The sequence below is a fragment of the Mesorhizobium qingshengii genome (genome assembly GCF_900103325.1).
GTDB classification, from domain to species: Bacteria; Pseudomonadota; Alphaproteobacteria; order Rhizobiales; family Rhizobiaceae; genus Mesorhizobium; species Mesorhizobium qingshengii.
In genome coordinates this window covers 134,432-156,404 of the sequence record NZ_FMXM01000002.1, presented here as the reverse complement: position 1 = coordinate 156,404, position 21,973 = coordinate 134,432, and the positions used below count along the sequence as shown (strand labels likewise).

At 62.5% G+C, this 21,973-nt stretch carries 35 protein-coding genes; 28 read left to right on the top strand and 7 right to left on the bottom strand.

Annotation, left to right across the window (positions count from 1 at the left end):
* Positions 1–111 precede the first annotated feature (111 nt).
* The 4 genes from gltX to BLS48_RS00800 form a co-directional block, all read right to left on the bottom strand.
* Positions 112–1,536 carry a glutamate--tRNA ligase gene (gene gltX, locus BLS48_RS00810; RefSeq protein ID WP_091574772.1) on the bottom strand — a complete coding sequence of 475 codons (1,425 nt, stop codon included), beginning with the start codon at positions 1,534–1,536 and terminating at the stop codon, positions 112–114.
* 373 nt (positions 1,537–1,909) lie between these two features.
* On the bottom strand, positions 1,910–2,182 hold the full coding sequence (locus BLS48_RS34755) for a hypothetical protein (RefSeq protein ID WP_143019370.1): 273 nt from the start codon (positions 2,180–2,182) through the stop codon (positions 1,910–1,912).
* 2 nt (positions 2,183–2,184) lie between these two features.
* A complete protein-coding gene (locus BLS48_RS00805) occupies positions 2,185–2,511 on the bottom strand; it encodes a hypothetical protein (protein ID WP_091574770.1) in 327 nt (108 codons plus the stop codon).
* Positions 2,512–2,571: 60 nt separating this feature from the next.
* On the bottom strand, positions 2,572–3,210 hold the full coding sequence (locus BLS48_RS00800) for a LexA family transcriptional regulator (RefSeq protein ID WP_244529502.1): 639 nt from the start codon (positions 3,208–3,210) through the stop codon (positions 2,572–2,574).
* Positions 3,211–3,493: 283 nt separating this feature from the next.
* On the opposite strand from BLS48_RS00800, the gene BLS48_RS00795 reads away from it, so the two are divergent.
* The 6 genes from BLS48_RS00795 to BLS48_RS00780 all read left to right on the top strand — a co-directional run bounded on the left by BLS48_RS00795 (position 3,494) and on the right by BLS48_RS00780 (position 5,818).
* Positions 3,494–3,799 (top strand): helix-turn-helix domain-containing protein, encoded by a 306-nt coding sequence (locus tag BLS48_RS00795; RefSeq protein ID WP_091574765.1) that lies wholly within the window; start codon positions 3,494–3,496, stop codon positions 3,797–3,799.
* Positions 3,800–3,860: 61 nt separating this feature from the next.
* A complete protein-coding gene (locus tag BLS48_RS00790) occupies positions 3,861–4,700 on the top strand; it encodes a ParB/RepB/Spo0J family partition protein (RefSeq protein WP_167364897.1) in 840 nt (279 codons plus the stop codon).
* Positions 4,700–5,170 (top strand): hypothetical protein, encoded by a 471-nt coding sequence (locus BLS48_RS00785; protein ID WP_091574760.1) that lies wholly within the window; start codon positions 4,700–4,702, stop codon positions 5,168–5,170. Before BLS48_RS00790 ends, BLS48_RS00785 begins: the two co-directional genes overlap by 1 nt.
* Positions 5,167–5,364: a hypothetical protein gene (locus tag BLS48_RS34750; RefSeq protein ID WP_143019369.1), complete on the top strand. Its 198-nt coding sequence runs from the start codon at positions 5,167–5,169 to the stop codon at positions 5,362–5,364. Before BLS48_RS00785 ends, BLS48_RS34750 begins: the two co-directional genes overlap by 4 nt.
* Positions 5,361–5,528 (top strand): hypothetical protein, encoded by a 168-nt coding sequence (locus BLS48_RS35520; protein ID WP_167364896.1) that lies wholly within the window; start codon positions 5,361–5,363, stop codon positions 5,526–5,528. Before BLS48_RS34750 ends, BLS48_RS35520 begins: the two co-directional genes overlap by 4 nt.
* The gene (locus BLS48_RS00780; RefSeq protein WP_143019368.1) at positions 5,525–5,818 is read left to right on the top strand and encodes a hypothetical protein; all 294 of its coding nucleotides are present in this window, start codon (positions 5,525–5,527) and stop codon (positions 5,816–5,818) included. The genes BLS48_RS35520 and BLS48_RS00780 overlap by 4 nt, the downstream gene beginning before the upstream one ends.
* A gap of 47 nt (positions 5,819–5,865) precedes the next feature.
* Here BLS48_RS00780 and BLS48_RS00775 read toward each other — a convergent pair whose 3' ends face one another.
* Entirely contained in the window at positions 5,866–6,435 is a 570-nt protein-coding gene (locus BLS48_RS00775) for a hypothetical protein (RefSeq protein ID WP_143019367.1), read from the bottom strand.
* A 365-nt stretch (positions 6,436–6,800) separates the two neighbouring features.
* On the opposite strand from BLS48_RS00775, the gene BLS48_RS00770 reads away from it, so the two are divergent.
* The 8 genes from BLS48_RS00770 (at position 6,801) to BLS48_RS00735 (ending at position 12,412) form a co-directional block, all read left to right on the top strand.
* Complete coding sequence (locus BLS48_RS00770) at positions 6,801–9,068, top strand: DDE-type integrase/transposase/recombinase (RefSeq protein WP_244529483.1); 2,268 nt, start codon at positions 6,801–6,803, stop codon at positions 9,066–9,068.
* Positions 9,069–9,147: 79 nt separating this feature from the next.
* Positions 9,148–9,894, top strand: coding sequence for an AAA family ATPase (locus BLS48_RS00765; protein ID WP_244529482.1), 747 nt, complete (start codon positions 9,148–9,150; stop codon positions 9,892–9,894).
* Entirely contained in the window at positions 9,891–10,490 is a 600-nt protein-coding gene (locus BLS48_RS00760; RefSeq protein ID WP_091574747.1) for a hypothetical protein, read from the top strand. The genes BLS48_RS00765 and BLS48_RS00760 overlap by 4 nt, the downstream gene beginning before the upstream one ends.
* Positions 10,487–10,876, top strand: coding sequence for a hypothetical protein (locus BLS48_RS00755; protein WP_091574744.1), 390 nt, complete (start codon positions 10,487–10,489; stop codon positions 10,874–10,876). Before BLS48_RS00760 ends, BLS48_RS00755 begins: the two co-directional genes overlap by 4 nt.
* Before the next feature lie 2 nt (positions 10,877–10,878).
* Positions 10,879–11,199, top strand: coding sequence for a hypothetical protein (locus BLS48_RS00750; protein WP_091574743.1), 321 nt, complete (start codon positions 10,879–10,881; stop codon positions 11,197–11,199).
* Positions 11,196–11,471, top strand: a complete 276-nt coding sequence (locus BLS48_RS35915) for a hypothetical protein (protein WP_208604567.1) — start codon at positions 11,196–11,198, stop codon at positions 11,469–11,471. The genes BLS48_RS00750 and BLS48_RS35915 overlap by 4 nt, the downstream gene beginning before the upstream one ends.
* The gene (locus BLS48_RS35910) at positions 11,458–11,775 is read left to right on the top strand and encodes a hypothetical protein (protein ID WP_208604566.1); all 318 of its coding nucleotides are present in this window, start codon (positions 11,458–11,460) and stop codon (positions 11,773–11,775) included. The genes BLS48_RS35915 and BLS48_RS35910 overlap by 14 nt, the downstream gene beginning before the upstream one ends.
* Complete coding sequence (locus BLS48_RS00735) at positions 11,759–12,412, top strand: DUF3164 family protein (RefSeq protein ID WP_208604565.1); 654 nt, start codon at positions 11,759–11,761, stop codon at positions 12,410–12,412. Before BLS48_RS35910 ends, BLS48_RS00735 begins: the two co-directional genes overlap by 17 nt.
* Positions 12,413–12,437: 25 nt before the next feature.
* Here the strand turns inward: BLS48_RS00735 and BLS48_RS00730 are convergent, their stop codons facing one another.
* A complete protein-coding gene (locus BLS48_RS00730) occupies positions 12,438–13,139 on the bottom strand; it encodes a hypothetical protein (RefSeq protein WP_091574735.1) in 702 nt (233 codons plus the stop codon).
* Between the two features lie 50 nt (positions 13,140–13,189).
* Here BLS48_RS00730 and BLS48_RS00725 point away from each other — a divergent pair, with 50 nt between their 5' ends.
* The 12 genes from BLS48_RS00725 (at position 13,190) to BLS48_RS00670 (ending at position 18,296) form a co-directional block, all read left to right on the top strand.
* A complete protein-coding gene (locus tag BLS48_RS00725; protein WP_244529481.1) occupies positions 13,190–13,801 on the top strand; it encodes a regulatory protein GemA in 612 nt (203 codons plus the stop codon).
* Positions 13,798–14,154: a DUF7694 domain-containing protein gene (locus tag BLS48_RS00720; protein WP_091574732.1), complete on the top strand. Its 357-nt coding sequence runs from the start codon at positions 13,798–13,800 to the stop codon at positions 14,152–14,154. Before BLS48_RS00725 ends, BLS48_RS00720 begins: the two co-directional genes overlap by 4 nt.
* On the top strand, positions 14,154–14,582 hold the full coding sequence (locus BLS48_RS00715; protein WP_091574730.1) for a hypothetical protein: 429 nt from the start codon (positions 14,154–14,156) through the stop codon (positions 14,580–14,582). The genes BLS48_RS00720 and BLS48_RS00715 overlap by 1 nt, the downstream gene beginning before the upstream one ends.
* A complete protein-coding gene (locus BLS48_RS00710; protein WP_143019365.1) occupies positions 14,579–14,824 on the top strand; it encodes a hypothetical protein in 246 nt (81 codons plus the stop codon). Before BLS48_RS00715 ends, BLS48_RS00710 begins: the two co-directional genes overlap by 4 nt.
* Positions 14,821–15,195 carry a hypothetical protein gene (locus BLS48_RS00705; protein WP_091574727.1) on the top strand — a complete coding sequence of 125 codons (375 nt, stop codon included), beginning with the start codon at positions 14,821–14,823 and terminating at the stop codon, positions 15,193–15,195. The genes BLS48_RS00710 and BLS48_RS00705 overlap by 4 nt, the downstream gene beginning before the upstream one ends.
* A 105-nt stretch (positions 15,196–15,300) precedes the next feature.
* Positions 15,301–16,119, top strand: a complete 819-nt coding sequence (locus tag BLS48_RS00700) for a lysozyme (protein WP_167364895.1) — start codon at positions 15,301–15,303, stop codon at positions 16,117–16,119.
* Positions 16,120–16,536, top strand: coding sequence for a hypothetical protein (locus BLS48_RS00695; protein WP_091574721.1), 417 nt, complete (start codon positions 16,120–16,122; stop codon positions 16,534–16,536).
* 7 nt (positions 16,537–16,543) lie between these two features.
* A complete protein-coding gene (locus BLS48_RS00690) occupies positions 16,544–16,807 on the top strand; it encodes a hypothetical protein (RefSeq protein WP_091574718.1) in 264 nt (87 codons plus the stop codon).
* Positions 16,804–17,037 (top strand): TraR/DksA C4-type zinc finger protein, encoded by a 234-nt coding sequence (locus tag BLS48_RS00685; protein ID WP_091574717.1) that lies wholly within the window; start codon positions 16,804–16,806, stop codon positions 17,035–17,037. The genes BLS48_RS00690 and BLS48_RS00685 overlap by 4 nt, the downstream gene beginning before the upstream one ends.
* Positions 17,037–17,402: a DUF2730 family protein gene (locus BLS48_RS00680; RefSeq protein ID WP_143019364.1), complete on the top strand. Its 366-nt coding sequence runs from the start codon at positions 17,037–17,039 to the stop codon at positions 17,400–17,402. The genes BLS48_RS00685 and BLS48_RS00680 overlap by 1 nt, the downstream gene beginning before the upstream one ends.
* Positions 17,399–17,698, top strand: a complete 300-nt coding sequence (locus tag BLS48_RS00675) for a VpaChn25_0724 family phage protein (protein ID WP_091574713.1) — start codon at positions 17,399–17,401, stop codon at positions 17,696–17,698. Before BLS48_RS00680 ends, BLS48_RS00675 begins: the two co-directional genes overlap by 4 nt.
* A 1-nt stretch (position 17,699) precedes the next feature.
* Positions 17,700–18,296 (top strand): DUF3486 family protein, encoded by a 597-nt coding sequence (locus BLS48_RS00670; RefSeq protein WP_091574710.1) that lies wholly within the window; start codon positions 17,700–17,702, stop codon positions 18,294–18,296.
* Between the two features lie 2 nt (positions 18,297–18,298).
* Here BLS48_RS00670 and BLS48_RS00665 read toward each other — a convergent pair whose 3' ends face one another.
* A complete protein-coding gene (locus BLS48_RS00665) occupies positions 18,299–18,676 on the bottom strand; it encodes a hypothetical protein (protein ID WP_143019363.1) in 378 nt (125 codons plus the stop codon).
* A gap of 152 nt (positions 18,677–18,828) precedes the next feature.
* Here BLS48_RS00665 and BLS48_RS00660 point away from each other — a divergent pair, with 152 nt between their 5' ends.
* Positions 18,829–20,415, top strand: coding sequence for a terminase large subunit domain-containing protein (locus BLS48_RS00660; RefSeq protein ID WP_244529480.1), 1,587 nt, complete (start codon positions 18,829–18,831; stop codon positions 20,413–20,415).
* Complete coding sequence (locus tag BLS48_RS00655) at positions 20,415–21,968, top strand: DUF935 domain-containing protein (RefSeq protein WP_091574703.1); 1,554 nt, start codon at positions 20,415–20,417, stop codon at positions 21,966–21,968. Before BLS48_RS00660 ends, BLS48_RS00655 begins: the two co-directional genes overlap by 1 nt.
* Positions 21,969–21,973: the final 5 nt, after the last annotated feature.

Sequence of the window (21,973 nt, the reverse complement as noted above, 5' to 3'; positions counted from 1 at the left end):
TGCGCGTATTCGCCACCGCATTTCAGGAGGTGCGTGCCAGATTGGGCCAAGGCCTAATGTTGCACTGCGAAACGCCCCTTTCAATGCCAATCTTCTTGGGCCAGTTTGCTGCTAATCGATTTGATCGGCTATGCGCGCCAGACTTTCCTCGCGCCCCAGCACGGCAAGCACGTCGAACACGCCCGGCGAGGTGCTTTTGCCGGTCAGCGCGGCACGCAAAGGCTGGGCCACGGCGCCGAGTTTATGACCGCCGGCCTGCGCATAGTCGCGGATCGCCGCCTCTGCCGCCGCGGCCGTCCAGTCGCCTGAAACAGCGTTCAAGGCATCGTGGGCGCCGCGCAGGATCTTGCGGGCATCGTCATTGAGCAAAAGTGCCGCCTTGTCGTCGATCGGCAGTGGTCGGGTGGCAAACAGGAACGCGGCGCCATCGACAAGCTCGACAAGCGTCTTGGCGCGCTCCTTCAGGCCCGGAAGTGCTGCCAGCAACTGGGCCTTGTTCCTGTCGTCGAGGCGCGTGGCCATTGCCGGGCCACCCTCGAGATAGGGCAAGGTGGCGATGAAGATGTCGAACAGCTCGGCATCGCTCATGCGCCGCATATGGACGCCGTTCAATGCCTCCAGCTTGGCGAAATCGAAGCGGGCCGCGCCCTTGTTGACGTCGCCGATGTCGAACCAGGAAATCATATCCTTGATCGACATGATTTCGTCGTCACCATGGCTCCAGCCGAGGCGCGCCAGGTAATTGAGCAGCGCCTCCGGCAGATAGCCCATGGCGCGATAGGCCTCGACGCCGAGCGCGCCGTGCCGCTTCGACAGCTTGGCGCCATCGGCGCCATGGATCAGCGGGATGTGCGACATCGACGGCACGTCCCAGCCCATCGCGCGATAGATGACCGTCTGCCGGGCGGCGTTGGTCAAGTGATCGTCGCCACGGATGATGTGCGTGACACCCATGTCGTGGTCGTCGACGACGACGGCGTGCATGTAGGTCGGATTGCCGTCCGAGCGCAGGATGATGAAATCGTCGAGGTCCTTGTTGGGAAAGCGCACCTCGCCCTGCACGCGGTCGTGCACCACCGTCTCGCCCTCGGTTGGCGCCTTGATGCGGATGGCGCCCTTGACGCCCGCGGGCGCCTCGGACGGAGCGCGGTCGCGCCACTGGCCATTGTAGCGCGGCGGCAGGCCCTTGGCGCGTGCTGCCTCGCGCATCGCCTCGAGTTCCGCGGGTGTCTCGTAGCTGTAGTAGGCCTTGCCCATGCGCACGAGTTCTTCAGCCACCTCGCGGTGGCGCGGCGCGCGCTCGAACTGCGACACCGGCTCGCCGTCCCAGGTCAGACCGAGCCAGGAAAGCCCGTCGAGAATGGCCGCGGTCGCAGCGTCGGTGGAACGCTCCCTGTCAGTATCCTCGATGCGCAGCAGCATGATGCCGCCGGTGTGCTTTGCATACAGCCAGTTGAACAGCGCCGTGCGGGCTCCGCCGATATGCAGGAAGCCAGTGGGCGAGGGGGCAAAACGGGTGACGACCTTGTCGGGCATGGAACTCTCGGGAAACGGCTGAAGCGGGTGTGGATGCGCGGACTTTCGCGCGTTGCGCGTTCATGTAGCATAGGGTGTCGAGGGCGCAAGGGGCAGACCCGATGGCTGGACGAGGCTGGGGCTCGGATCAGGGCGAGGACGCCGCCATTGGTGTAACGCGCAAGATCGGATGGCATCTGCCGGCCAATGCTGGGAAAAGGTGATAATTGGCGGGAACAGCCGCTAGAAGCCCAAGAAAACAAGGGGTTTGCCGGAAAATGGCGGGGCCGGAAAGGCGGGACGCCAAAAACCGGCCGCGCAACTTCACTTGGCACCAAAACGGCCGGCGGCAGCGACCGCGCAAGATCATTTGGCATCGCCGCAAACACACAATTTAATGTGGGGACGACCAGCCGGCCGGCATAGTGTTGGCGATGACGGTGATCGTGCCGCCGGTACGACCGCACTCGGTGCAAATGAACTGGCGGCCAATCTCCTTGTCATTGATGAAGACGTATTCCTCACCAAACAGCTTGATCAACTTATCCAGGTTCAGCTCTCGGCTGCCCGAGCAATTGGGAGCGCGGCAATGACCACGTAGACCCATGCCGTGATCGCGTAGATCGGCGATTGTGTCGACTACGCCCTTCCAGGGGCGATCAGCCACGGTCAGTTAACCGCCAGGCCGGCAGGCCGAAAGAGCTTCAGCGCGGCATCTATTGCCAGCAGAAGCGCGGGCGCCGGGGAATTGAGCATCCGTATGGTATCGGGCTCGTCGCCGGCCACGCCGACGATCGGGACTAGCTTGTAGTCACCCTCGAACGGGGGAATGTCGCCGTTCGCATAAAAATTGAGGCCGGGAAAGCGTCTGGTCAGGAACACTTCGATCCCGCGTAGCGCCTCGCCTGCTCGAAACGCGCCCGATGGCGGCAAGATGACGAAGCTGGTGACTTCCGTGGCTCCGGGCCGCTCTGACAGGTCGATAGCGGAATGCATGAGAACCCTCCTTTGTGGATGTTCTCATTCTGTTCACGGAAGACGAGGAGTCAATGCTCCTTATATCGCCCCGCCGGCCCAACGAACCCTGCCCCCAATGATCAGCTCCGGCTGCTCGGCCAACGGGACTTCCTCGGTCTGATAGTGCGGATTGTCGCTTTTCAGCAGCAAGAGGCCGGAACGCAGCATTTGCAGGCGTTTGAGCCTCACCAGGCCGCCATAGACCAGCACGTAGATGGCTTCGTCGATGAACTCGCGGATTGAGACGTCGACAATCATCAGGTCGCCGTCGTTGATGGTCTCGCGCATCGAATCGCCCTTGGCCACCATAAGGCGAGCAAATTTCGGGCTGACACCGATCCGGCGTAACCATTCCTCCCGAAATGCGAAGATATCCGGCTCGCTCTCCTCGTAGAGATCGAGGCTCCCGGCGCCGGCACTTGGCCGGATCTCGATCTTCGGCACATTGACAAAACCGTGGGGCGCCTCGCCCGCTGTCATCATAGGGGCCGGAGCCTTGCCGTTCACCGGCCTCATCTCGCCCCGACCCAGCGCCAGCCAATCCAGCGAAACCTCGGCCGCATTGGCGATCAGGACCAGGTTGTCCAACCCAGGCATCGACCCCTGCAGGTATTGGCGGAACGATGAATCGCTCAAACCGGCTCTTTTCGCAAAAGCGTGAGCTGATTCGCCGGCCATCGCCAGGCTTAGCCTCTCATGGAAGGTGGTTTGCGTCATTGCGTGAACTCTTGCTCGCGGCAAAACTTCGCCCTTGTGAGAGAAATTCGTAAATTGTCCAAATAAAACAATGCTTTAGCGATCATTCACGGAAAGACGTGAGCGCACGAACTTTTGCGTGTGCAAATTCACGCTTTTCCGTTGATGTGTTCACGTAATTATGCGACATTAGCGGCGACTAGTGTTGTTTAAATCTTTAACCATCCGGTCCTCTGCAAAGGGCCGGACGATCGGTGGAGCCGCCATGAACACCCCTCAGGTTTGGGACCGCCATGCCATCAATGCCGAAATTCGGCGCCGTGGCATGACGCTCACCGGGATTGCCCTGGACGCTGGTTTCTACCCAAGCGCCTGCAGGCAAGGGATCATCGGTTTGAGCCGCCCAGGTGCCGAGGCCATCGCCGCTGCCCTAGGCATCCCGTTCCGGACCCTGTTCCCGACTCTCTACACGAGAGGCCGTCATGACGAGGTCGACACTACCAGCACCGCCAGTCGCAGCGGAAGTGCAAAAGTTGCACTCATTTTAGACGCCACGCCCGGCGCGCCCTGAGGCCGCTGTCTAGCGCGAAGCCATTCGCAGACAGCCAAACGCCATTCAGGGGACCGCCAACGTGACGACACCGACCAAAATCAAGATTGCCGAAATCCGCGTTCCCGCGAACCGGCGCCGGCTCGACCCCGCGTGGGTGGCGACCATCATGGCCGACATTCAGGGTGGCAACGGGCACATGATCCCGATCGAGGTCGTACCCGATCAGACAGAGGGGTTTGAGTATCGGTTGATTTTTGGCGGGCATCGGCTCGCCGCGATCTCGGGCCTTGGAGACGCCGAGATCGACGCGTTCGTCAAAGACCCCAAGGAAGTCGCCACCGAAACACAGATCCGCAAGCGCGAGATCGCCGAGAACCTGATACGGCGTCAGCTATCAGTTCTGGACCGTGCAAAGGATATCGCCGACTGGCGCGACATCTATGACGCGGAACACGGCACGGGCAAAACCGGCCGCAAGAAGGGGCGAGAAGTCGTCGAGGATGACGAATTGAGTGCAAAGTTTGCACTCAATTTCTCGGAGGCCGCCCAGGCGGTCCTCGGCATATCGCGCCGCAGCGTTTTCCATGCGTTGAAGATCGCCACCATTCCGGAGCTGATCCGCCAGGACATCTCGCTTCACGCGATAGCCGACAGCCAGACAGACCTTCTGCAGCTCGCATCCGACCCGCCCCAGCGCCAGGCCGCTATCGCTCGTCTGTTGACCATGGCTGCCGACGACGCGCCGAAGACAGTCAGCGAGGCGATCGCTGTAATCGACCGAACGGTGAAGCCGGCTGCCGAGCCTCGCTGGCAAAAGCTTGCCGGCGACTTTTCCAAGATGAAGGAAGGCGAACAGGACCGCTTTTTCGAGCTGCACGAAGCCGCCATCCAGCGGTGGCTGAAAGACCGGCAACGCTGATGGCCCGTTCGCGCAACGACCACCTGACAAACGATCTCTTCGAGTGGGAGCCGCCGCAGGTCGCTGTCGGCTATACGCCCGATGTCGTCGGTCGCGGCGAACTGGACAACCAGATCTCGCGGCTAGTCAGCAGGGCATTGCGCGACTGCAGGGATGAAGGCAATGGCTCGCGAGCGGACATCGCCAGGCGCATGTCGGCCTATCTCAATCGACCTGTCTCCGAGGGCATCCTCAACAAGTGGTCGTCGGAAAGCAGCGACGAACATCGCATCCCGCTCGACGCCTTCATCGCGCTGATCGAGGCCACCAAGGCAAACGATCTGCTTGGCTTCGTACCGTCGAAATTCGGCTTCTCGGTCGTGCCTGAGAAGTATGCCGATCTCATCGAAATCCACCTGATTGAAGAACACGAGCGGGACATCGCCGCGCGCAAGGCAGCACTCCAGGTGCGCTGGAAGGCCAAGCGATGAACCTCGCCGAGAACAGGGCAGTGCCAGACGCAGTGGAAAGCAAAACGACGAAAGGCTTTCACATGAGACGTGCATTTCTCGACCTGGCGAAGGATGTCGCAAGCTTCTTTGCAATGGCCGCCTTTCTGGCCTTCGCATATTGCGGCACCGCCGCCCTGTCGGCGGCGACGATCGCTGCGAGGATCGGCCAATGAGCCCGTTCCTCGTCCTCGGCATCGGAGGCACGATCGCCTGGGCCATCGTGCTCTACGGCGTTCACCGTCTCTACTCAGCTCATTTCCAGCGCCGCGCTGCTGCCGGCGCGGCCTTCCGCCGTCGTGTCAACAAGCATGTCATGCGCGGAGGCATCTGGTCATGACACCGCACCGCTGCGCTATGCCCGAATGCCCGAACGAGGCCACCGGCATCTTCTGCCCCGACCACTACGTCAAGCTTCAGCCATCGCAGGCGAAGTGGTTGGTGCGCTGGCAGATCAAGATGATGCGCTGCGTGGACGCCGACACCAAGCAACACATGCGCGAGCAGCTCCACGGTTACACTCAGGAAGCCGTTCGCGCCATCCAATCGTCCGAAGCGATCTCCCAAGCCGCCACGGCCAGCGCCCGTTGCCTGACGGCGGGAGCCAACCAACCCCAGGCTGCATTATGAAAAAATGGCGTCTCCCAACAGCCTCAAAATGTTGCGATGTCAGCTGGCTAAGCTTGGCTGTCAGGGGCGGCCATTTGACCTTTCGGACTGTAACCAGGGAGCTCGGATGCCTTTGGATAGGTGTACCCGTTGAAAGCGAACACACCTCCAAACAACCAGTGAAGGAACGGGACTTTCAGGCGATCTCCTCGATCGAACTCCAGAGAGTCCAAGGCATCGTTGAAAGCCTTGGCATCCAGCGCGCGCAATGTAGGAGGTTCGTCGCCGTTGATTCGGATCATCCGGCTATTCCAGCTCGCAATCTGGACTTCGGTAGGGGCAACCTCTGCTTCGACGTCCGCAAGCAGATTGTAATATTCCTTCTGAAGGGCCTGGTGGTCGCGAGCAGACCGACCAAAGTCGAAAACCAACTGGGCAGCTCCTACTACCGCGACAGCTGCTGCCGGCCAAATAGGGTTGAAGCCAAGGTAGGTAATCAGGCCACCGCTTGCAGCGGTTCCCAAAACCACGACCGCGAAATTGAATATCCGGTTCCAGCGCTCGAACGTCATTCGCCGGCCTGTGTGGTACATCGCATTCCGCAAAGCATTGAACCGAACGAGTTCGACAGACGCCATCATCCCACCCTAGGAGGCTTCGGGGGTGTCATAGGCGCCGGTGGCGTCTTAGGCTTCACCTCGTTTATACGAGGGACTGGCTGCGGCTGCCGGACCCCAGGCGCTGCGACTTCCTTTGCCATTGATCTAATCCTCCCTCATTTTCTTGTAGGTGGCGGCGGCGGTGGTGACGGCTGTCTTGGGCCGTTTGAGCCTTGTCCACCACCTCGTGCCGGGGCCGGCTGCCTCGGGCCGGTTCCTTTTTTGACGTCCGACATTAGTTTCCTCCTCTGTTTAATTCTGTCACCCGCAAATACTTTGTACGCCTTCAGCGGGCGTAATGGCAGTTCTCCTATCACGACAGAAGTGCCAGGGAAAATAGAGACTTGCGCGGTGTCAGCATGAAGGACTGGCTGACCGCCCGCGAGATCGCCGCCGAGCAGTTGCCCGATATGCCGCGCGACGTGAGCGGCATTTGGCGCATGGCCCAGCGCGAAGGGTGGGACGAGCGGACCAGCCAGGCGCGCGCCCGCGCCGGCCGAGGCGGCGCCACCGAATATCACCTGTCGCTGCTTCCGACGCTCGCCCAGGTCGCCTACCAGCAGAAGCACATCGTCATCCAGTTGCCGGTGAAGCCGGCCAAGCCTGCCCCCGACACCAGCCTGACGGCACGGGCACAAAAGGAACGCGACGCGCGCCTCGCGATCGTCGCCGCCTTCGAGAAATTCAGTCGCGGCATGCAGCTTGGCTATGCCACCCGGGTCCAGGTCTTCACCGACAAGTTCAATGCCGGCTCGCTCAACATCGATCCATGGGTGCTCGAAATCATTCCGAGCCTCTCCAAGCGCACATTGGCCCGCTGGCAGTCGCAAAAGCGCGACGGCAGGGCCAATTCGCTTGGGCACGATCCCGCCCAGGCGCGCAAGGGAACCGGCATCCTCGACACAGCCAATGGCGGCGCCGTCAGCGCCTTCATGCTGGCCTTGATCACGCATCAACCGCACCTGTCGGGCCATCACGTCCGCACCATGTGCCGCTCCGAGTTCGGCGACACCTTGAAGGTCGTTTCAAAGGGCGTTGAAGCGACCATTCCGATGCCGCCGGTGCGCACCTTCCAGCATGCGCTGAAGGGCCTGAAGGAAAAGCACAAGGTCGAGCTGCTGAAGCTCACCAATCCGGACCGATATCGGTCGCATATGGCGCCGGCCGGCGTCGGCATGCTCCGCCACATCACTGAGCCCAACCAGCTCTGGCAGATCGACGCCTCACCGGTCGATGCGCTCTGCACCGATGGCCGGCATGCCGTCTATGCCTGCATTGACATCGCCACGCGCCGTGCCGTCTGGTTGTTGTCGCGCACACCTCGCGCCTCGGCCGTCGCGCTGCTGATCCGCAAAGCCATCCTCGAATGGGGCGTGCCCGATGTCGTCAAGACCGACAACGGCTCTGACTTCGTTGCCAGGGACACCCAGCGGCTGTTCGCTTCGCTCGGCATCGAGGCCGAAACGTCCGACGCCTATTCGCCGGAGCAGAAGGGACACGTCGAGCGCGTCATCAAGACGTTCCAGCATGATATGGCATCGCTGCTGCCAGGCTTCGTCGGTCACTCGGTCGCCGATCGGAAAGCGATCGAAAGCCGCAAGAGCTTTGCCCAGCGCCTGGGCGAGGATGACGCCTCGGTTTTCGGCGTCTCGCTGACCGGCCCGCAGCTCCAGAAGCACGTCGACGATTGGGCGAACCTGGTCTACCAGCACAAGCCGCATGCGGGGCTGAAGAACGTCACGCCCTTCGCCGCAGCGCTCGCTTCGGCCAAGCCGGTGCGCACGGTCGAAGAACGCGCCCTCGATCTGCTGCTGATGCCAATAGCCGGCGGCAATGACGGCCAGCGCATCGTCGGCAAGCTCGGCATCCGCATCGACGGCTACCACTACATGACGCCGACCATCCTGCCGGGCACTGCCGTGTTCGTGCGGCAAGACCCGAACGATGCCGGCCGGGCCTACGCCTTCGCCCAGGACGGCGCGGAGTTCCTCGGAGACGCCATCTGCCCAGAGTTGTCGGGCATCCATCCCGAGACGATCGTGCGCGCCGCCAAGGAAATGCGAGGCGAGCTGATCGATGAGCGCACCCGCGAGCTGAAGGCCGACGTGAAGAAGATCGCCAAGGGCGCGCCGTTGATAGAACGCGCCCTGGAAGTCGCTCGCCGCGACGCGCCCAACATTATAGCGCTGCCGAAGCGCGAACAGGCCCACAGCACCCCACAGATCAGCGCCGCGATCGAAGCGCTCGGCGAGCGGCTCAACCCGAGCCAGCCGCTCGATCCTGCCGCTGCTGCCGCACATCGCCGGCTGATCGACGATATGCGCGCCGAGGACGAACAGCGGTTGTTTGCCGGTACCGACGCCATGATGCGGCGTCGGCAGGCCGAGATCGAGGCGGCGCGCACCGCGCATCTGCCAAAGGACTTCAACGTCGTTGCGCTGCCCGAGACGCCAAAGGAGCGCTACCGGCGCGCCGTCGCCTTCCGCAAGCTGCTCGACACCAACACGCTGCCAGCGGCCGACGCGGTCTGGCTCGGCGGCTACGAGCAGTCAGCCGAGTTTCGGTCTCACCAGGCCATGCATGAGGATTTCGGGGACGCGTACCTGTCCTGAGTAACGGAAAAGCCCAGTCTGCAAACCGGGCTCTCCGAATGAACAGCCGCCGAAGCGGCACAGCACAACGAGGAAAATGATGACAGAACTCAGCAAAGTCAACAGACCGGCGCCGTTGAAGAACGTGGCGGCGTTCTCGACCCTGCTTGCCAAGATGGTCGACCGCGACCCCGACGCTCCGGGTCTAGCGGTTTTCTCTGGCCCCTCCGGTTGGGGCAAAAGCAAGTCCGCCGTCTATGGCGCGAACAAGTATCGCGCCTCCTATATCGAGTGCGGTCAATTCACGACGGCAAGGTCGATGCTGACCGAGATCCTGATCGAGTTGGGTGAGCAGCGCCCGCGCGGGTCGATCGAGGACATGAAATCCCAGGCCATTATGACGATGGCCGGCGATCCACGGCGCCCCCTCATCATCGACGAAGCACACTTCATCTCCAGGAAGCGCTTCGTCGATCTTTTGCGCGAACTCTCCGACAAATCCGGCGCCCCTGTTGTGTTGATCGGCGAAGAGCTTCTGCCGGCGCATCTCGAAGAGTTCGAGCGGGTGCACAACCGCGTTCTCGAATGGCTCCAGGCGGTTCCCTGCGATGCTGAGGACTTCCAGCTGCTCACCGCCTTCCGCTGCCCCGGCATTGAGATCGCGCCAGACCTGGCGAGCGCGATCCTGGAGAAGACAAAAGGCAACACACGCCGCATCGTCATCAACCTGATTGCCATATCCGAGGCCAGTCATGTGCACGGCCTGAAACGCTTCGACCTGGCCACCTTCGGCGGGCTGGGCGCGATCAAGGGGGCGCCAAAATTCACCCCGAGGAAGTTCGCATGAGGCCGCTGGTCGACATGGTTAAGTTGAGCTTGGCGGTGCCGCGCGGCGAAGCCGGCTTCTGGCAGATCATTCTCGACCTGGACAAGAAAGGTCCTTGGACCGGCAAGCAGGTTGCCGACCGGACGAACGTGTCCAGAAACATCGTGAATGACTACCTCCGGCGGCTCAACCTCGGCGGCTTTACCTCAATCGTTGAGCAGCAATTGAAGGGTCGCATGGGGAGAAACGTGCGCCCCGAGATCGTCTATGTCCTGGCGAAGTGGCCGCAGCGCGCTCCGCGCTTGCATCGTGACGGTTCGGCCATACCCGAGACCGCCAAAGAGCAGCTCTGGCGCGCCATCAGGATGGCCAAGCAGTTCAACGCCCTCGACCTGCCGCAGCTGTGCGTCAGCGACGTGAAGCCGGCCACCGTCAGCAGCTACATCTACGCCCTCGTAGCTGTCGGGGTCATCGTCGGGAAATGGCCGAACTATCGCCTTGTCCGCAATATCGGCAGCGCAGCTCCCAAGATACTGACCGCCAAGGTTGTTTTCGACCCGAACAAGAATGTGGTGCTCGGCAGCTCCGTCGTCACCGCGCGCGAGGCCAGCTCGTGAACCGGGGGCCTGTCAAGCACAGCCGCCCTGACGGCAAGTCATTCGTCGAAAAGGCGATCGACGCGCACGGCTCGCCGCTGCCGGACTGGCTGGGCGAGCTGGCCCAGCTCGCCGACTCCAACGACCTTGGGGTTGCCGGAGCGCGTATCGGCTACAGCCGGTCTGCCGTCTCACAGATCATCAGCGGGAAATATCCAGGCGACCTCGGCCGCGTCGAGCAGATGGTGCGCGGCGCGCTGATGGCGCTGACCGTCGAATGTCCCGTCCTGGGCGAGATCGGCCGGGACCAGTGCCTCACCGAACAGAAGGAGCCGTTCCGCGCCACGTCGCGGCATCGCGCCCAGCTTTTCCACGCCTGCAAAACCTGCCCCCAAAGGAGAAAATAGCCATGGGCGAAAGAATGTCTCTGGCGCTTTCGGACGGCCTGTCCGAACTGCGCGGCCTGATTTCCGACTATCAGCACGAACCCCGCATCCTCGATCCGCAAGACGCCCGCGTCCTGTGCGAATGCATCAAAGAGCTTCGCGACAAGGCGCGCGTCATCGAAACCCGTCTGAGCCAGAAGGTCTGGAATGACCAGGCGCGGGCCGAGCGCCAGGCGGAAGCCGACCGCATCGCCGAGGCCGTGGTCCGGCCGGGATCGAACGTGTGTCTGTTTCCGGTGATCCCGCGCCCGTTCTCTGACGGTCGACCGGGAGGCCGAGCATGACGGCACCTTTTCGAAGCCACAACGCCCAAGCGCTAGCGTCGCGACTAGTTGACAAGATCCTCCCGATCGTAGCCGCCGACATTGAAGCGATGAAGCGGCAGAGGGCCGGTGAAGAAGCCGTCATGCGCGCCTGCCGCGATGTTGGTGCTGCCGTCGACCGGCTTGACCAGATGAAGTTCGGGCCCGGCGAACTGCCGGCACGGAAGTCCCTCGAACGTAAAGCGCGGGCTCTCGCTCGGGCTATGGAGAGGTACCGCGATGCCCGCAAGTGAGGCTCTTTTAGCCGCGGTCTCCCGGCTCGACATGATCGAGCTTTGCAGCCGCATCATCATGAACCCGGAACGCAATGCTCCGAGGGCGACAGTTGCCGAGGTGTTCGCTTTGGCCAAGGCCACGGAAGGCCTCTGGGCCATCGCCCTTGAGGCGAGGCTGCTGGTCAGCGCGCTAGAACGATCGACGGTCATCAGCGTCCGCGCCGACGAGGTGGCCCAACAGATGGCCACCCTGCGCGCCCTTCTCACCCCACTCAGCCCAATCCCCACCCGACAGGAAAATGACCATGCAAGCAGCAACTGAAGCCTCCATCGCCGCCACCGGCGCCATCGTCGTCGGCGGCAAGTCCTACATGCCCGATGCCAAGGGCAACCTCGTGCCGGTCGAGGCAATCAAGGCCGCCGATAAGCTTGAAGACGAGACCGTGCGCAAGATCATCGGCCATGCCGTCGAGCTATCGGCGCAGATCGGCCGGTTCAAGGAACACACCTTCGACGATCTCTCCGCCTTCGAGGCGCTGCTCGCCCAGGAGTACGGCGCGACCAAGGGCGGCGCGAAGGGCAACAAGACCTTCATGACGTTCGACGGGCTGAAGAAGGTTTCCGTCCAGGTGGCCGACCTGATCGACTTCGGCTCGCAGCTGCAGATCGCCAAGGGCCTGATCGACGAATGCCTGACGGAGTGGTCGGCGGACAGCCGCACAGAAATCCGCTCGATCATCTCGCGCGCCTTCAACGTCGAAAAACAGGGCCAGATCAACCGTACCGAGATCTTCATGCTGCTGCGGCTCGACATCGAGGACGGGCGCTGGCAGCGCGCCATGGAGGCCATCCGTGCCGCCATGCGCGTCATCGGCTCCAAGACCTATGTCCGCTGCTACGAGCGCGACAGCCAGGACGCGGAGTGGCGGGCGGTAACCATCGATCTGGCGAAGGCGTAAGGCCATGGGACCAGCGATATCAGCATCAGTGGCGTACCCGGGCTCGTGGCGAGTCCGTAGTATATTCAAATGCCAATTTGGTGAGGTCATCAGCGAAGACATCCGCCTCGCCGAGGATCGCATTAAATACTACGACCAAGCCCGCCGTAAACTTTGGCAGTTCGTTCTGGTTGCCGGGAAGAGTGACCACCAAGCGATGGGCCCGCAAGTACGATGCGGCTTGCTCGATCTTTCCGGCCCTTGCCATCAACAGTCTGTAGCGCTGCGTCATCAAGGGGTCAAAAAGGTCCGCAGCATCTGCAAGCGAAACATCGCGTACCGAATTTACGAATTTATCGGCCTCGATCAGCAAGCCATCCATGACCTCTTCGGAAGGCGCGACGCCTTTAACGCGCTCGCTCTCATATCGTTCGAGCCAGTGATTTCCCTCGGCGTGGACTTTTCTAAGCCAGACGCTGGCCGGATGCTGCGCCCGCTGAACTCGCAGCCTGTCGGCGCGCAAGGTCAGACGGTAAATCTCCCTGTGACGTCGCTCTTGCTCATTGTCGACGCGCATGGCTGCGCGAACCGACCAAGCGGCAGCAGCTATGGCCAACATCCCGGTGATCAACGTCTCCCATTGTATACGCTGATCCTTCATGGCCGGTGCGAGCCATTCGCCGAAGCAGAATCCAATGGCCCCGGCGCTGAGCACAAGAGCAATTCGGTCAAGTCTGTCTGTAGCCATAGATCGCCCCCCTTTGTTCGGCAGCAAACATACACATGTGGGGGTGTTCTGTGAGCGCTTTCTCGTCGATCCACGTCGCCAATAAGCAGCTCGGACTAGACGATGATACCGCGCGGGATCTCTACGAGCGTGTCACCGGCAAGCGCAGCCTTCGCGAGATGAACGGGCGCGAGCTGCGGCTGATCATCAACGAGCAGCGCCAACGGGGTTTCAAGGCTGCTGAAAAGGGCCTTCAAGGGCCATTCGCCAAGAAGCTCCAGGCGCTGTGGATCGCCGCCTGGAACCTCGCCATCGTCCGCGACCGGACGGATGCCGCCATGCTGTCCTTCGTCAAGCGGCAGACCGGCATCGAACACACCCGTTTCCTGCTCGACGCGGAAGACGCCGCCAAGGCGATCGACGCGCTCAAGGCATGGATGACGCGGGAGGCTGGCGTCGACTGGACGCAAGGCGTGCATCTGCCCGGCTGGCAGCATCCGAACGGTGCAAAAATTGCACTCGCACAGTGGCAGGTTCTGTCGGTTTTCAAGGCCGTCGACCCGAAGGGCTTCCGGCAGTTCACCTGGGACAACGCCAAGCCGCTCGACCAGATGACGGACCGCGACTGGCCGGCCGTGATGAACACCCTCGGCGACATGGTCAGGAAGGCGAAGCAAGCATGAGGAACGCAAGGCCTGTTCTGGCGCGCGGCGCCGCCACGTGGCCGACGGAATGGCGCGCCGCGTTCCGCGTCTATCTCGATCGAGAGTTGGGCTTGATCTCGGTCGAGCATGACGGCGCGATCGGCTGGGAAGAGCTGCAGGCCATCAAGGACCGCGTGGCCGGCGAGACGGCGACAGCGATCGAAGTCTATCCGCCGGCCGATCGCGTCGTGAACAATCTTCCGATGCGGCATCTCTGGATACTCGGCGCGGACGACTGGTGGCCGGATCTCGGCCCGGAAGGGCCTCCCGCACCGACCACACTTCGGGAGCGCTATCTGGCGACCCAGATCGCATTCGAAGGAACGCGCTGATGGTCGCCTATAGCTTCAAGGCGATGTTCGCTCCGCAGGTATCGGGGCTGACCAAACGGCAGACCGTGCGCGCCGATCGCAAGAGGCATGCCCGGCCAGGCGAACCGGTCCAGCTCTACCAGGGCATGCGGACGATCCACTGCCGCAAGCTGGTCGATCACGACCCGATCTGCACCCGCGTCCGCTCGATCGAGATCGCCGTCAGCGACCTGATGGCGGTGGCGATCGTCAGCATCGCCATTGAAGGCATTCCGCTCCATCGCGAGGAGATCGAACTGTTCTGCCGCGCTGACGGCTTTGCGCCCTGGTTCGTCTTCGACCTCGGGCTTCGCGGCGACGCCGCCCGCGAAAACATGGGCCAGTTCTGGCTGCAACATCACGGCATCGGGCGCTTCCAGGGCGTCCTTATTGAATGGGAGCCAGCATGAGCGCGCGTCGTCGTCACACAGGCCGGGTCAAGATCGACTTCGCCAAGATCGAGGCCTACGCCGCCTCGGAGCTGGCCAGCAATGCCCTTGCGGCGGCCATGGGATGCGACTGGACGCTCACCAAGCATTCTGCCCTCTACCGCTGCCGGAGCGGCCTCTACACGCTCTGCCTGATCTGGCACGGGCCGAACCGCGAGACGCTGACCACCACGATGCGCAATCTTCGGCTGGAGGTGGCGTGAGCGAAGAACTGCGATCCGCTGAACTGCTCGGCCTCCTTGGCGCGGATGATTTCCTGCGCCTGGTCGAAGCGTTCGGCGGAACGCGCCTTTACGTGCCGCGATCGGGCGACACGACGGAGATCGCCAAGCATCTCGGCACGGCTGTTGCCACCAAGCTCGGCAATCGCTACTCCGGAACCTATCTGCGCGTCCCTCTTGCACGAGAGCAGCGCGCGCGGCACTATCGCGGCATCGGACATTCGAACGCCGATATCGCCCGTCGCCTCGGAATGACGGAAACCGGTGTGGACAAGCTGTTCCGCCGCATGCCGGGAAAGCCCGCCAAGGGCAGCCGCGACCCGCGCCAGATCGATCTCTTTTCCAACCGTTGACCGACCGCCCGCCACGGCGGGCATGATTGCCGCCCGCTGCCGGAGGCATGGTGCTGTGAAACGGCCGGAGATTTGCTCCGGCCGATTTTCACAAGGCGGATCATGATGGATGCGATCAAAGCGTTCGGCGCCCGTATCGAGGCCAAACTCGTAGACAACTGGCGCCGGGTGGTGCTTCTTTCGCTCAGTTTCTGGATGCAGGTGTTGGGCGTCGCAGCTCTCATTCTGCCCGAACTGTACTACCGCCTGACCGGCAATGACTACGACCCCTATTTCTTCTGGTGGATAGGTGTGCTGCTTTTGCTGGCCGGCATCATCGGTCGCGTATGGCAGCAAGGCGTTTCGCCCCTGGTGGAATGGCTGCGCATCATCGCCATAGGCGCCGTCATCGTGGCGCTGGCGCTGATCCTGGCGACGCCGTCCAAGGCCGAAAGCCTTGACCTCGGCCGAGGCAACGCAGCCGTCGCGACCGAGGCCCAGACGCTGCAGATCGCGGTGCCATTCATCGCCAAGGAAGAAGGTGAGCGAAACCGCGCCTACCTTGACGCCGTGGGGGTGCCAACGATCTGCTTCGGCTCGACGCGTGGCGTGCATCTCGGCATGGTCAAGAGCCATCAAGAATGCCTTGCCCTGCTCTGGTTAGAGGTGGCCGAGCACCGGACCGGATTGCACCGCTATTTCACACCGACGACGATCGCCACCCGCCTGCCGCCGACGCGTGACGCTGCCTACACCTCGACAGCTTTCAACGTCGGCTTTGCCGGGATCGGCAAGAGCACCGCGACCCGCCGCCTCAACGAGGGCGACATCGTCGGCGGGTGCCAGGCACTGACCTGGTTCGACAAAGGCGGTGGCAGAGTGCTGCGCGGTCTGTTCGAGCGGCGCAAGCGTGAGAAGGCGCTTTGCATGCTGGGCGCTGCCTAGATGGGCGCGACGGCCTGGTTGCTCTTCAAGACGTGGGTGCTGCCTGTCCTGACATTCGGCGTCACGCTTCCGGTGTGGGCTTTTCTGGCCGGTGGCGCATGGCTCTGGATCGACAAGGTCTCGGCCGTGCGCCAGGCCGTCGACAAGGCGGTGACCGAGCTTGTCGCTGGCGCCCAGCTCGACGCACTCCAGGCCGAGGTGACCGAACAGCGCCGGCTGCGTGCCTGGAGCGATGGCAAGGCCGACGAGGCCGGCAAGATCGCCGCCGACGAGCGCTCTGCCCGCGTCACCCTCGAAACCACACTCACACTGACAGACGCCGAAAAAAGGAAAGCCGAGGATGATCTCGCAGCGCTTCAAGCTCGCGATGACGGCCTGGTTGATCAGCAGCTGCTTGACAGCCTGCACAACCGATAAGGCCGCGTTGGACAAGGCATATGCCGACAAGGCCAAGGCCGGCGTCGTCGGCGAAGCCTTGACCGAAGCCGATCGCGCGGTCGCCGAGGCGCGCCGCATGCCGGACTTTCCGGGCGATTGCAGACGCCATCACTTCAGCGGCGTGAAGCTTGGCGACAAGCTCGGCGTCGCCAACAAGAAGGCCGACCTCGCCCTTGGTGACGCCAACAAGCAGACCGACGCCTGCGCCGCCTGGTACGACGGGACGAAGGCCGCGAGGGAGCCCAAATGAGCGTCTCCAATCGCGCCTTCGAACTGGCTGACCGCCGCGCCGAGGAAGAGCGCGCGGCCGGCATCCGGCGTGTCCAGCAGGCGATCCGGGCCGCCATCGATGTCACCGCGTCATCATTCTGCGACTGCGGTGAGCGCATCCCCGACGCCCGCCGCCAGGCCGTGCCGACCACCACCAGGTGCATCGACTGCGAAACCTTCATCGAACGACAAAGCCGGAGACGTGCCTGATGGACATTACCCCGATGATGCCCTGGCTGGTCGCCATCTCGACGATCCTGTCGATCGGAACGGTGGTCTACACCTTGCTGACTTCCGGCGCCAAGAAGACAGCCACCGACCTCGACGCCCACAAGAAGAAGGCGGACGAACGGCAGGCCGAGGTGGAGAAGACGCTCGATAACCACGGCACGCGCATCCAGTCGATCGAAAGCGAAATGAAGCATCTGCCCGATGCGGCAGCCTTCATGGATCTTCGTCTCGCCGTCTCCGACATCAAGGGCAACGCCGGCGCACAGGCCGAGGTGGTCAACGGCATCGCCCGCACGGTCCACCGCATGGAGAACTTCTTGCTATCAGGATCGAAGAGCGAATGACCGACTTTGACGCCTACCTCACTTACGATGCCCGGCTGATCATCCTTCGCGAGTTGCACAAGCAGACGGACGGCCGCCTCAACGAGGTGCTGCTGACGAAGGCGCTCGATGCCTTCGGCCACAATCGCTCGCGTGAATGGGTCCGCACCCAGCTGCGCAAGCTCGTCGAGCTGGGCGCGGTCAAGGTCACAGAGATCGGCACCGTCATGGTTGCCGCCATCACGCGTAGCGGCGTCGACCATGTTGAACGGCGGGCAATCATCGAAGGCGTGGCGCGTCCCTCGCCGGAGGCCTGAGATGGCGCGCAAAGGTCGTGGTCAGCTTTCGGCGATCGAGCGCCTGCCAGAGGAGTGCGGCCCCATCATCACCTGGGCCGCGACCGCGCTGCAGGATCGCGACCGAACGCAAACCGATATCTACGAAGAATTTTTCCTGAAGATGCAGGCCCTGCAGGCCGAGCATAAGGGCGAGCTGGAATTCGTCATCCCGTCCTTTTCGGCGTTCAACCGGTATTCGATCAAGCTGGCAATGATGACGCGCCGGCTCGAAGAAACCCGCGAGATCGCGGCCACCATCTCCAAGCGGTTCGACGCCCAGAGTTCCGACGATCTCACGTTGATCGCCGCCGAGGCGATCAAGACACTGGTGTTCGAGCTGCTGACCGATGCCGGCGAAAGCGGCCTGGCGCCGGTGGGCGCCATGCAGCTGGCCACGGCGCTGAAGATGGCGACCCAAGCGCAGAGCGTTTCCAACGATCGGCGCGTCAAGGTGGCGAAGGAATTCAAGGCCGATGTCGAGAAGGCCGTCGACACCGTCGCCAAGGCCAAGGGCATGTCGGCCGACACGGCCGAGGCGATCAAATCCCAAATTCTCGGCGTCAGGAGCGACCGATGACGTCAGCCTTTGGTGTCGATGCCTGGCGATTTGACGAACGGTGTTTCGAAAACCGATGCCGGATCATAATCCTGAGGTGTAGGCGCGCGTTTCGGCCTCGCTTTAAGGACAATGCCAGCCAATTCAGCTCGCATGAAGTACTCGGCGCCCACGTGAATTTTGTTGCTATCCACCGCCTTGTCTATCGTATCCGCAAAATCGAAATCTGGCTGCTCGGCAGAAATTGCCTGTATCACATGACGCGCTTGTTCCTCGGGCGACCAGTCCTGCGCAACAGCAAATTCGACATCGCGAATATGTGCCATCCCTGCAATAGCAAAGCTCTTCAAAGCTGCGTCGCGAATGTCGTTCAAAACCTGTTCATCCAATGCTTTTGTCACGTTTGCCACCCTGATGTTTCACCGGAGCCAGAGGTGGGATCATGAGCGAGAAAAGTCCATATCTTTCTGAACGACAATGGAGCGAAATCCGATACGGAAATCATTCTGCAATCGATTCCGTTATCGCAGAAGTGGGTTTGCCCAGCGCTCTGTTGCGATATCAGAGCCGCACCGTCTCACTTCTCGAAACCAGCGCCGTCCGCGTGCTGTTCATCGAGAAGAGCCGGCGTATCGGGGAAACCTGGGCGCTCGCCTCCTATGCCGTTTTGCGCGCCGGACGTGCCAAGGATGCCGGCGGCATGGACGCCATGTACATCTCATACTCGCAGGAGATGACACGGGAATTTATCGACGCCTGCGCCATGTGGGCTCGGGCGTTTGCCCAAGCGGCCATTACCCAGGAAGAGTTCCTGTTCGATGACACCGATCCGGCTCACCCCGAAGAGACCCGGCAGATCAAGGCGTTTCGCATCCAGTTCGCATCCGGCTTCGAGATCCTAGCTCTGTCGTCGGCACCGCGCACCCTTCGCGGTAAGCAGGGCCTGGTCATCATAGACGAGGCGGCATTTGTCGACAGCCTGAAAGAGCTAATGAAGGCGGCGCTGGCCAACTTGATGTGGGGCGGCCAGGTCGTGGTCTGCTCGACCCACAACGGCGCCGACAACGAATTCAACGTCCAGGTCCAAGACATCCTCGGCGGCCGATCGAAATACAGCCACCTGAAGATTGATTTCGACCAGGCGTTGCTGGAAGGGCTTTATGAGCGCATCTGCCTGGTGACCAGCCGCGAGTGGTCGCCCGAGGCCGAGGCGCAATGGCGACAGGACATCATCGACTTCTATGGCGACGGCGCCGACGAAGAGCTGTTCTGCGTTCCATCCATGGGCTCCGGCGCATGGCTGACGAGCCCGCTTATCGAAGCGCGCATGACGCTGACGCCGGAAGAGGCTCCGGTCATCCGCATCGACCTGCCGCTGGACTTCCTGCACCGGCCCGAGCTGGAGCGCCGTCACCTGATGGCGCAGCATCTCGACGCCATCAAGAAGGCGCTCGACGGCCTGGACGAAAACCGCCAGCACGCCTTCGGCTATGACCCGGCGCGCAAGGCTGACCCGGCAATCATGTCGCTGCTGTCGATCGACAAGGTGCTGCGCCGCACGTCAGCGCTCACCGTCGAGCTGCGCAACGTGCCGTTCCAGGAGCAGAAGGAAATTGCCACCCTGATGCTGAAGACGTCGCCGAGGTTGTGCGGTGCCGCGATTGATGCCACCGGCCTCGGCATGAACCTGGCTGAGGATCTCGGCCGCGCGTTCGGCCTGCATACCGAGAAGACACCGGGTGGCCTCGTCTGGCAGATCACGCTTAGTCAGAACTGGTACAACGAGAATTTCCCGCCGCTTAAAACGGCCTTTGAAGACGCCAACATCGCGCTGACCAGGGACGCCGAACACGCCGTGGATCTTCGCCTGGTCAAGATCATCCGGGGCATACCGTCGATCCCGCCGGAGCGGGTCGGTGCGGCCGGGGCGAAGCGGCATGGAGACTTCGCGGTCGCGCTGGTGCTCGCCTATTTCGCCAGCCGCATGCAATGGCACGAATACGACTATGTGCCGGCGATGCAACCGAAGAGCCGGTTCGAAGAACGCGCCCAGGACGGGGACGGCTGGCGCGATCGGGCTGACCAGAAATCCGGCGGGTTCCGTTTGGCCTCGCTTCGTCGCAGCTCGGGGATCTACTGATGGCCTTCACCTGGTATGATGCTTTCGGCCGCAAGGTCGACACCGCCGCCCTGAAAGAGGAGCAGGCGGCACCAACCATCGGCAGCGTTCGCCTCCACAACGCCCACCACCCGGCGGCTGGCCTCACGCCCGGCCGCCTTGCCCAGATCCTGCGCTCTTCGATCGACAGCGATCCCGAGGACTACCTCGCCCTAGCGGAGGACATGGAAGAGCGAGATCCGCACTATGGTTCCGTGCTCTTCACCCGCAAGGCCCAGGTGGCCGGGCTGGACATCACGGTTGAGGCGGCAGGCGACGACGCCAAAAGCGTCGAGATCGCCGACATGGTGCGCCAGTTTGTCGGCCGCGACGAATTCGAAGTCGAGCTGCGCGACATCCTCGACGCCACCGGCAAGGGTTTCTCTTGCACCGAGATCCTCTGGGACACCTCCGAAGGCCAGTGGCGGCCGAAGCGCCTTGCGTGGCGGGATCCACGCTGGTTTGTCTTCGACCAGGTCAGCGGCGAGACGCCGCTGTTGCGCAATGGCGGCAGCAACGACCCGCTGAAGCCGTTCGGCTGGATCTTCCACTCCTTCAAGGCCAAGTCTGGCCTGCCCATTCGCGGTGGCCTGGCGCGCGCCGTCGCATGGACGTTCCTCTTCAAGAGCTTCACGGTCAAGGACTGGGCGATCTTCTGCGAGGCCTATGGGCAGCCTTTGCGATTGGGCAAGTATGATGCCGGCGCCAGCGAGGCCGACAAGGAAAAGCTGCTGGAAGCAGTGACCAACATCGGCACCGACTATTCGGCGATTGTGCCGGTCTCGATGGCGATCGAGTTCATCAAGGCGGATCTCGCCGGCAGCCACGATCTCTACGAGAAGCGGGCCGACTGGCTCGACCGCCAGACGTCCAAGGTCGTCCTCGGCCAGACATCGACCACCGACGCCCAGAAAGGCAGCTACGCGGTCGGCAAGGTGCACGACGGCGTACGTGACGACATTGAGAAGGCGGATGCGAAGTCGTTGCGCGGAACCCTCAACCGCGACCTGGTGCGGCCCCTCGTCGACCTGAACTATGGTCCGCAGGAGAAGTACCCCAAGGTCTGCATCGGCAGGCCGGACGAAGTGGACGTCGAAGCCCTGGTCAAGAACGTCACCATGTTGGTGCCGCTCGGCCTGCCGGTCAGCAAGAAAAGCATGCTCGACAAGATCGGCCTGCCCGAGCCAAAGGCTGGAGAGGAACTGCTGGTCGCTCCAAAGGCTGCCGTGCCTATCCACCCGAACGCCAATCCCGAACCGCCGCTCAAGCCCGGCCAGGCCGTCAACTCAGTTGGCGGGGTCAAGCGTGACGCGATCGAGCGCGCTGCCGACGCCATGCTTGCCGATTGGATGCCGCTAGTCTCGCCGATTGTCGCCGGCCTCGAAACGGAGATCGCCGCGGCCTCCTCCGTCGATGATGTGAAGGGGTTGCTGGCGAAGCGCTTCGCCGGCCTCGACGCGGCGGCGATGACCGAGCTGCTCGCCAACTCGGCCTTCGCGGCTCGGCTTGCCGGCGTGGTCGACGATCAGCTCTGACGGAG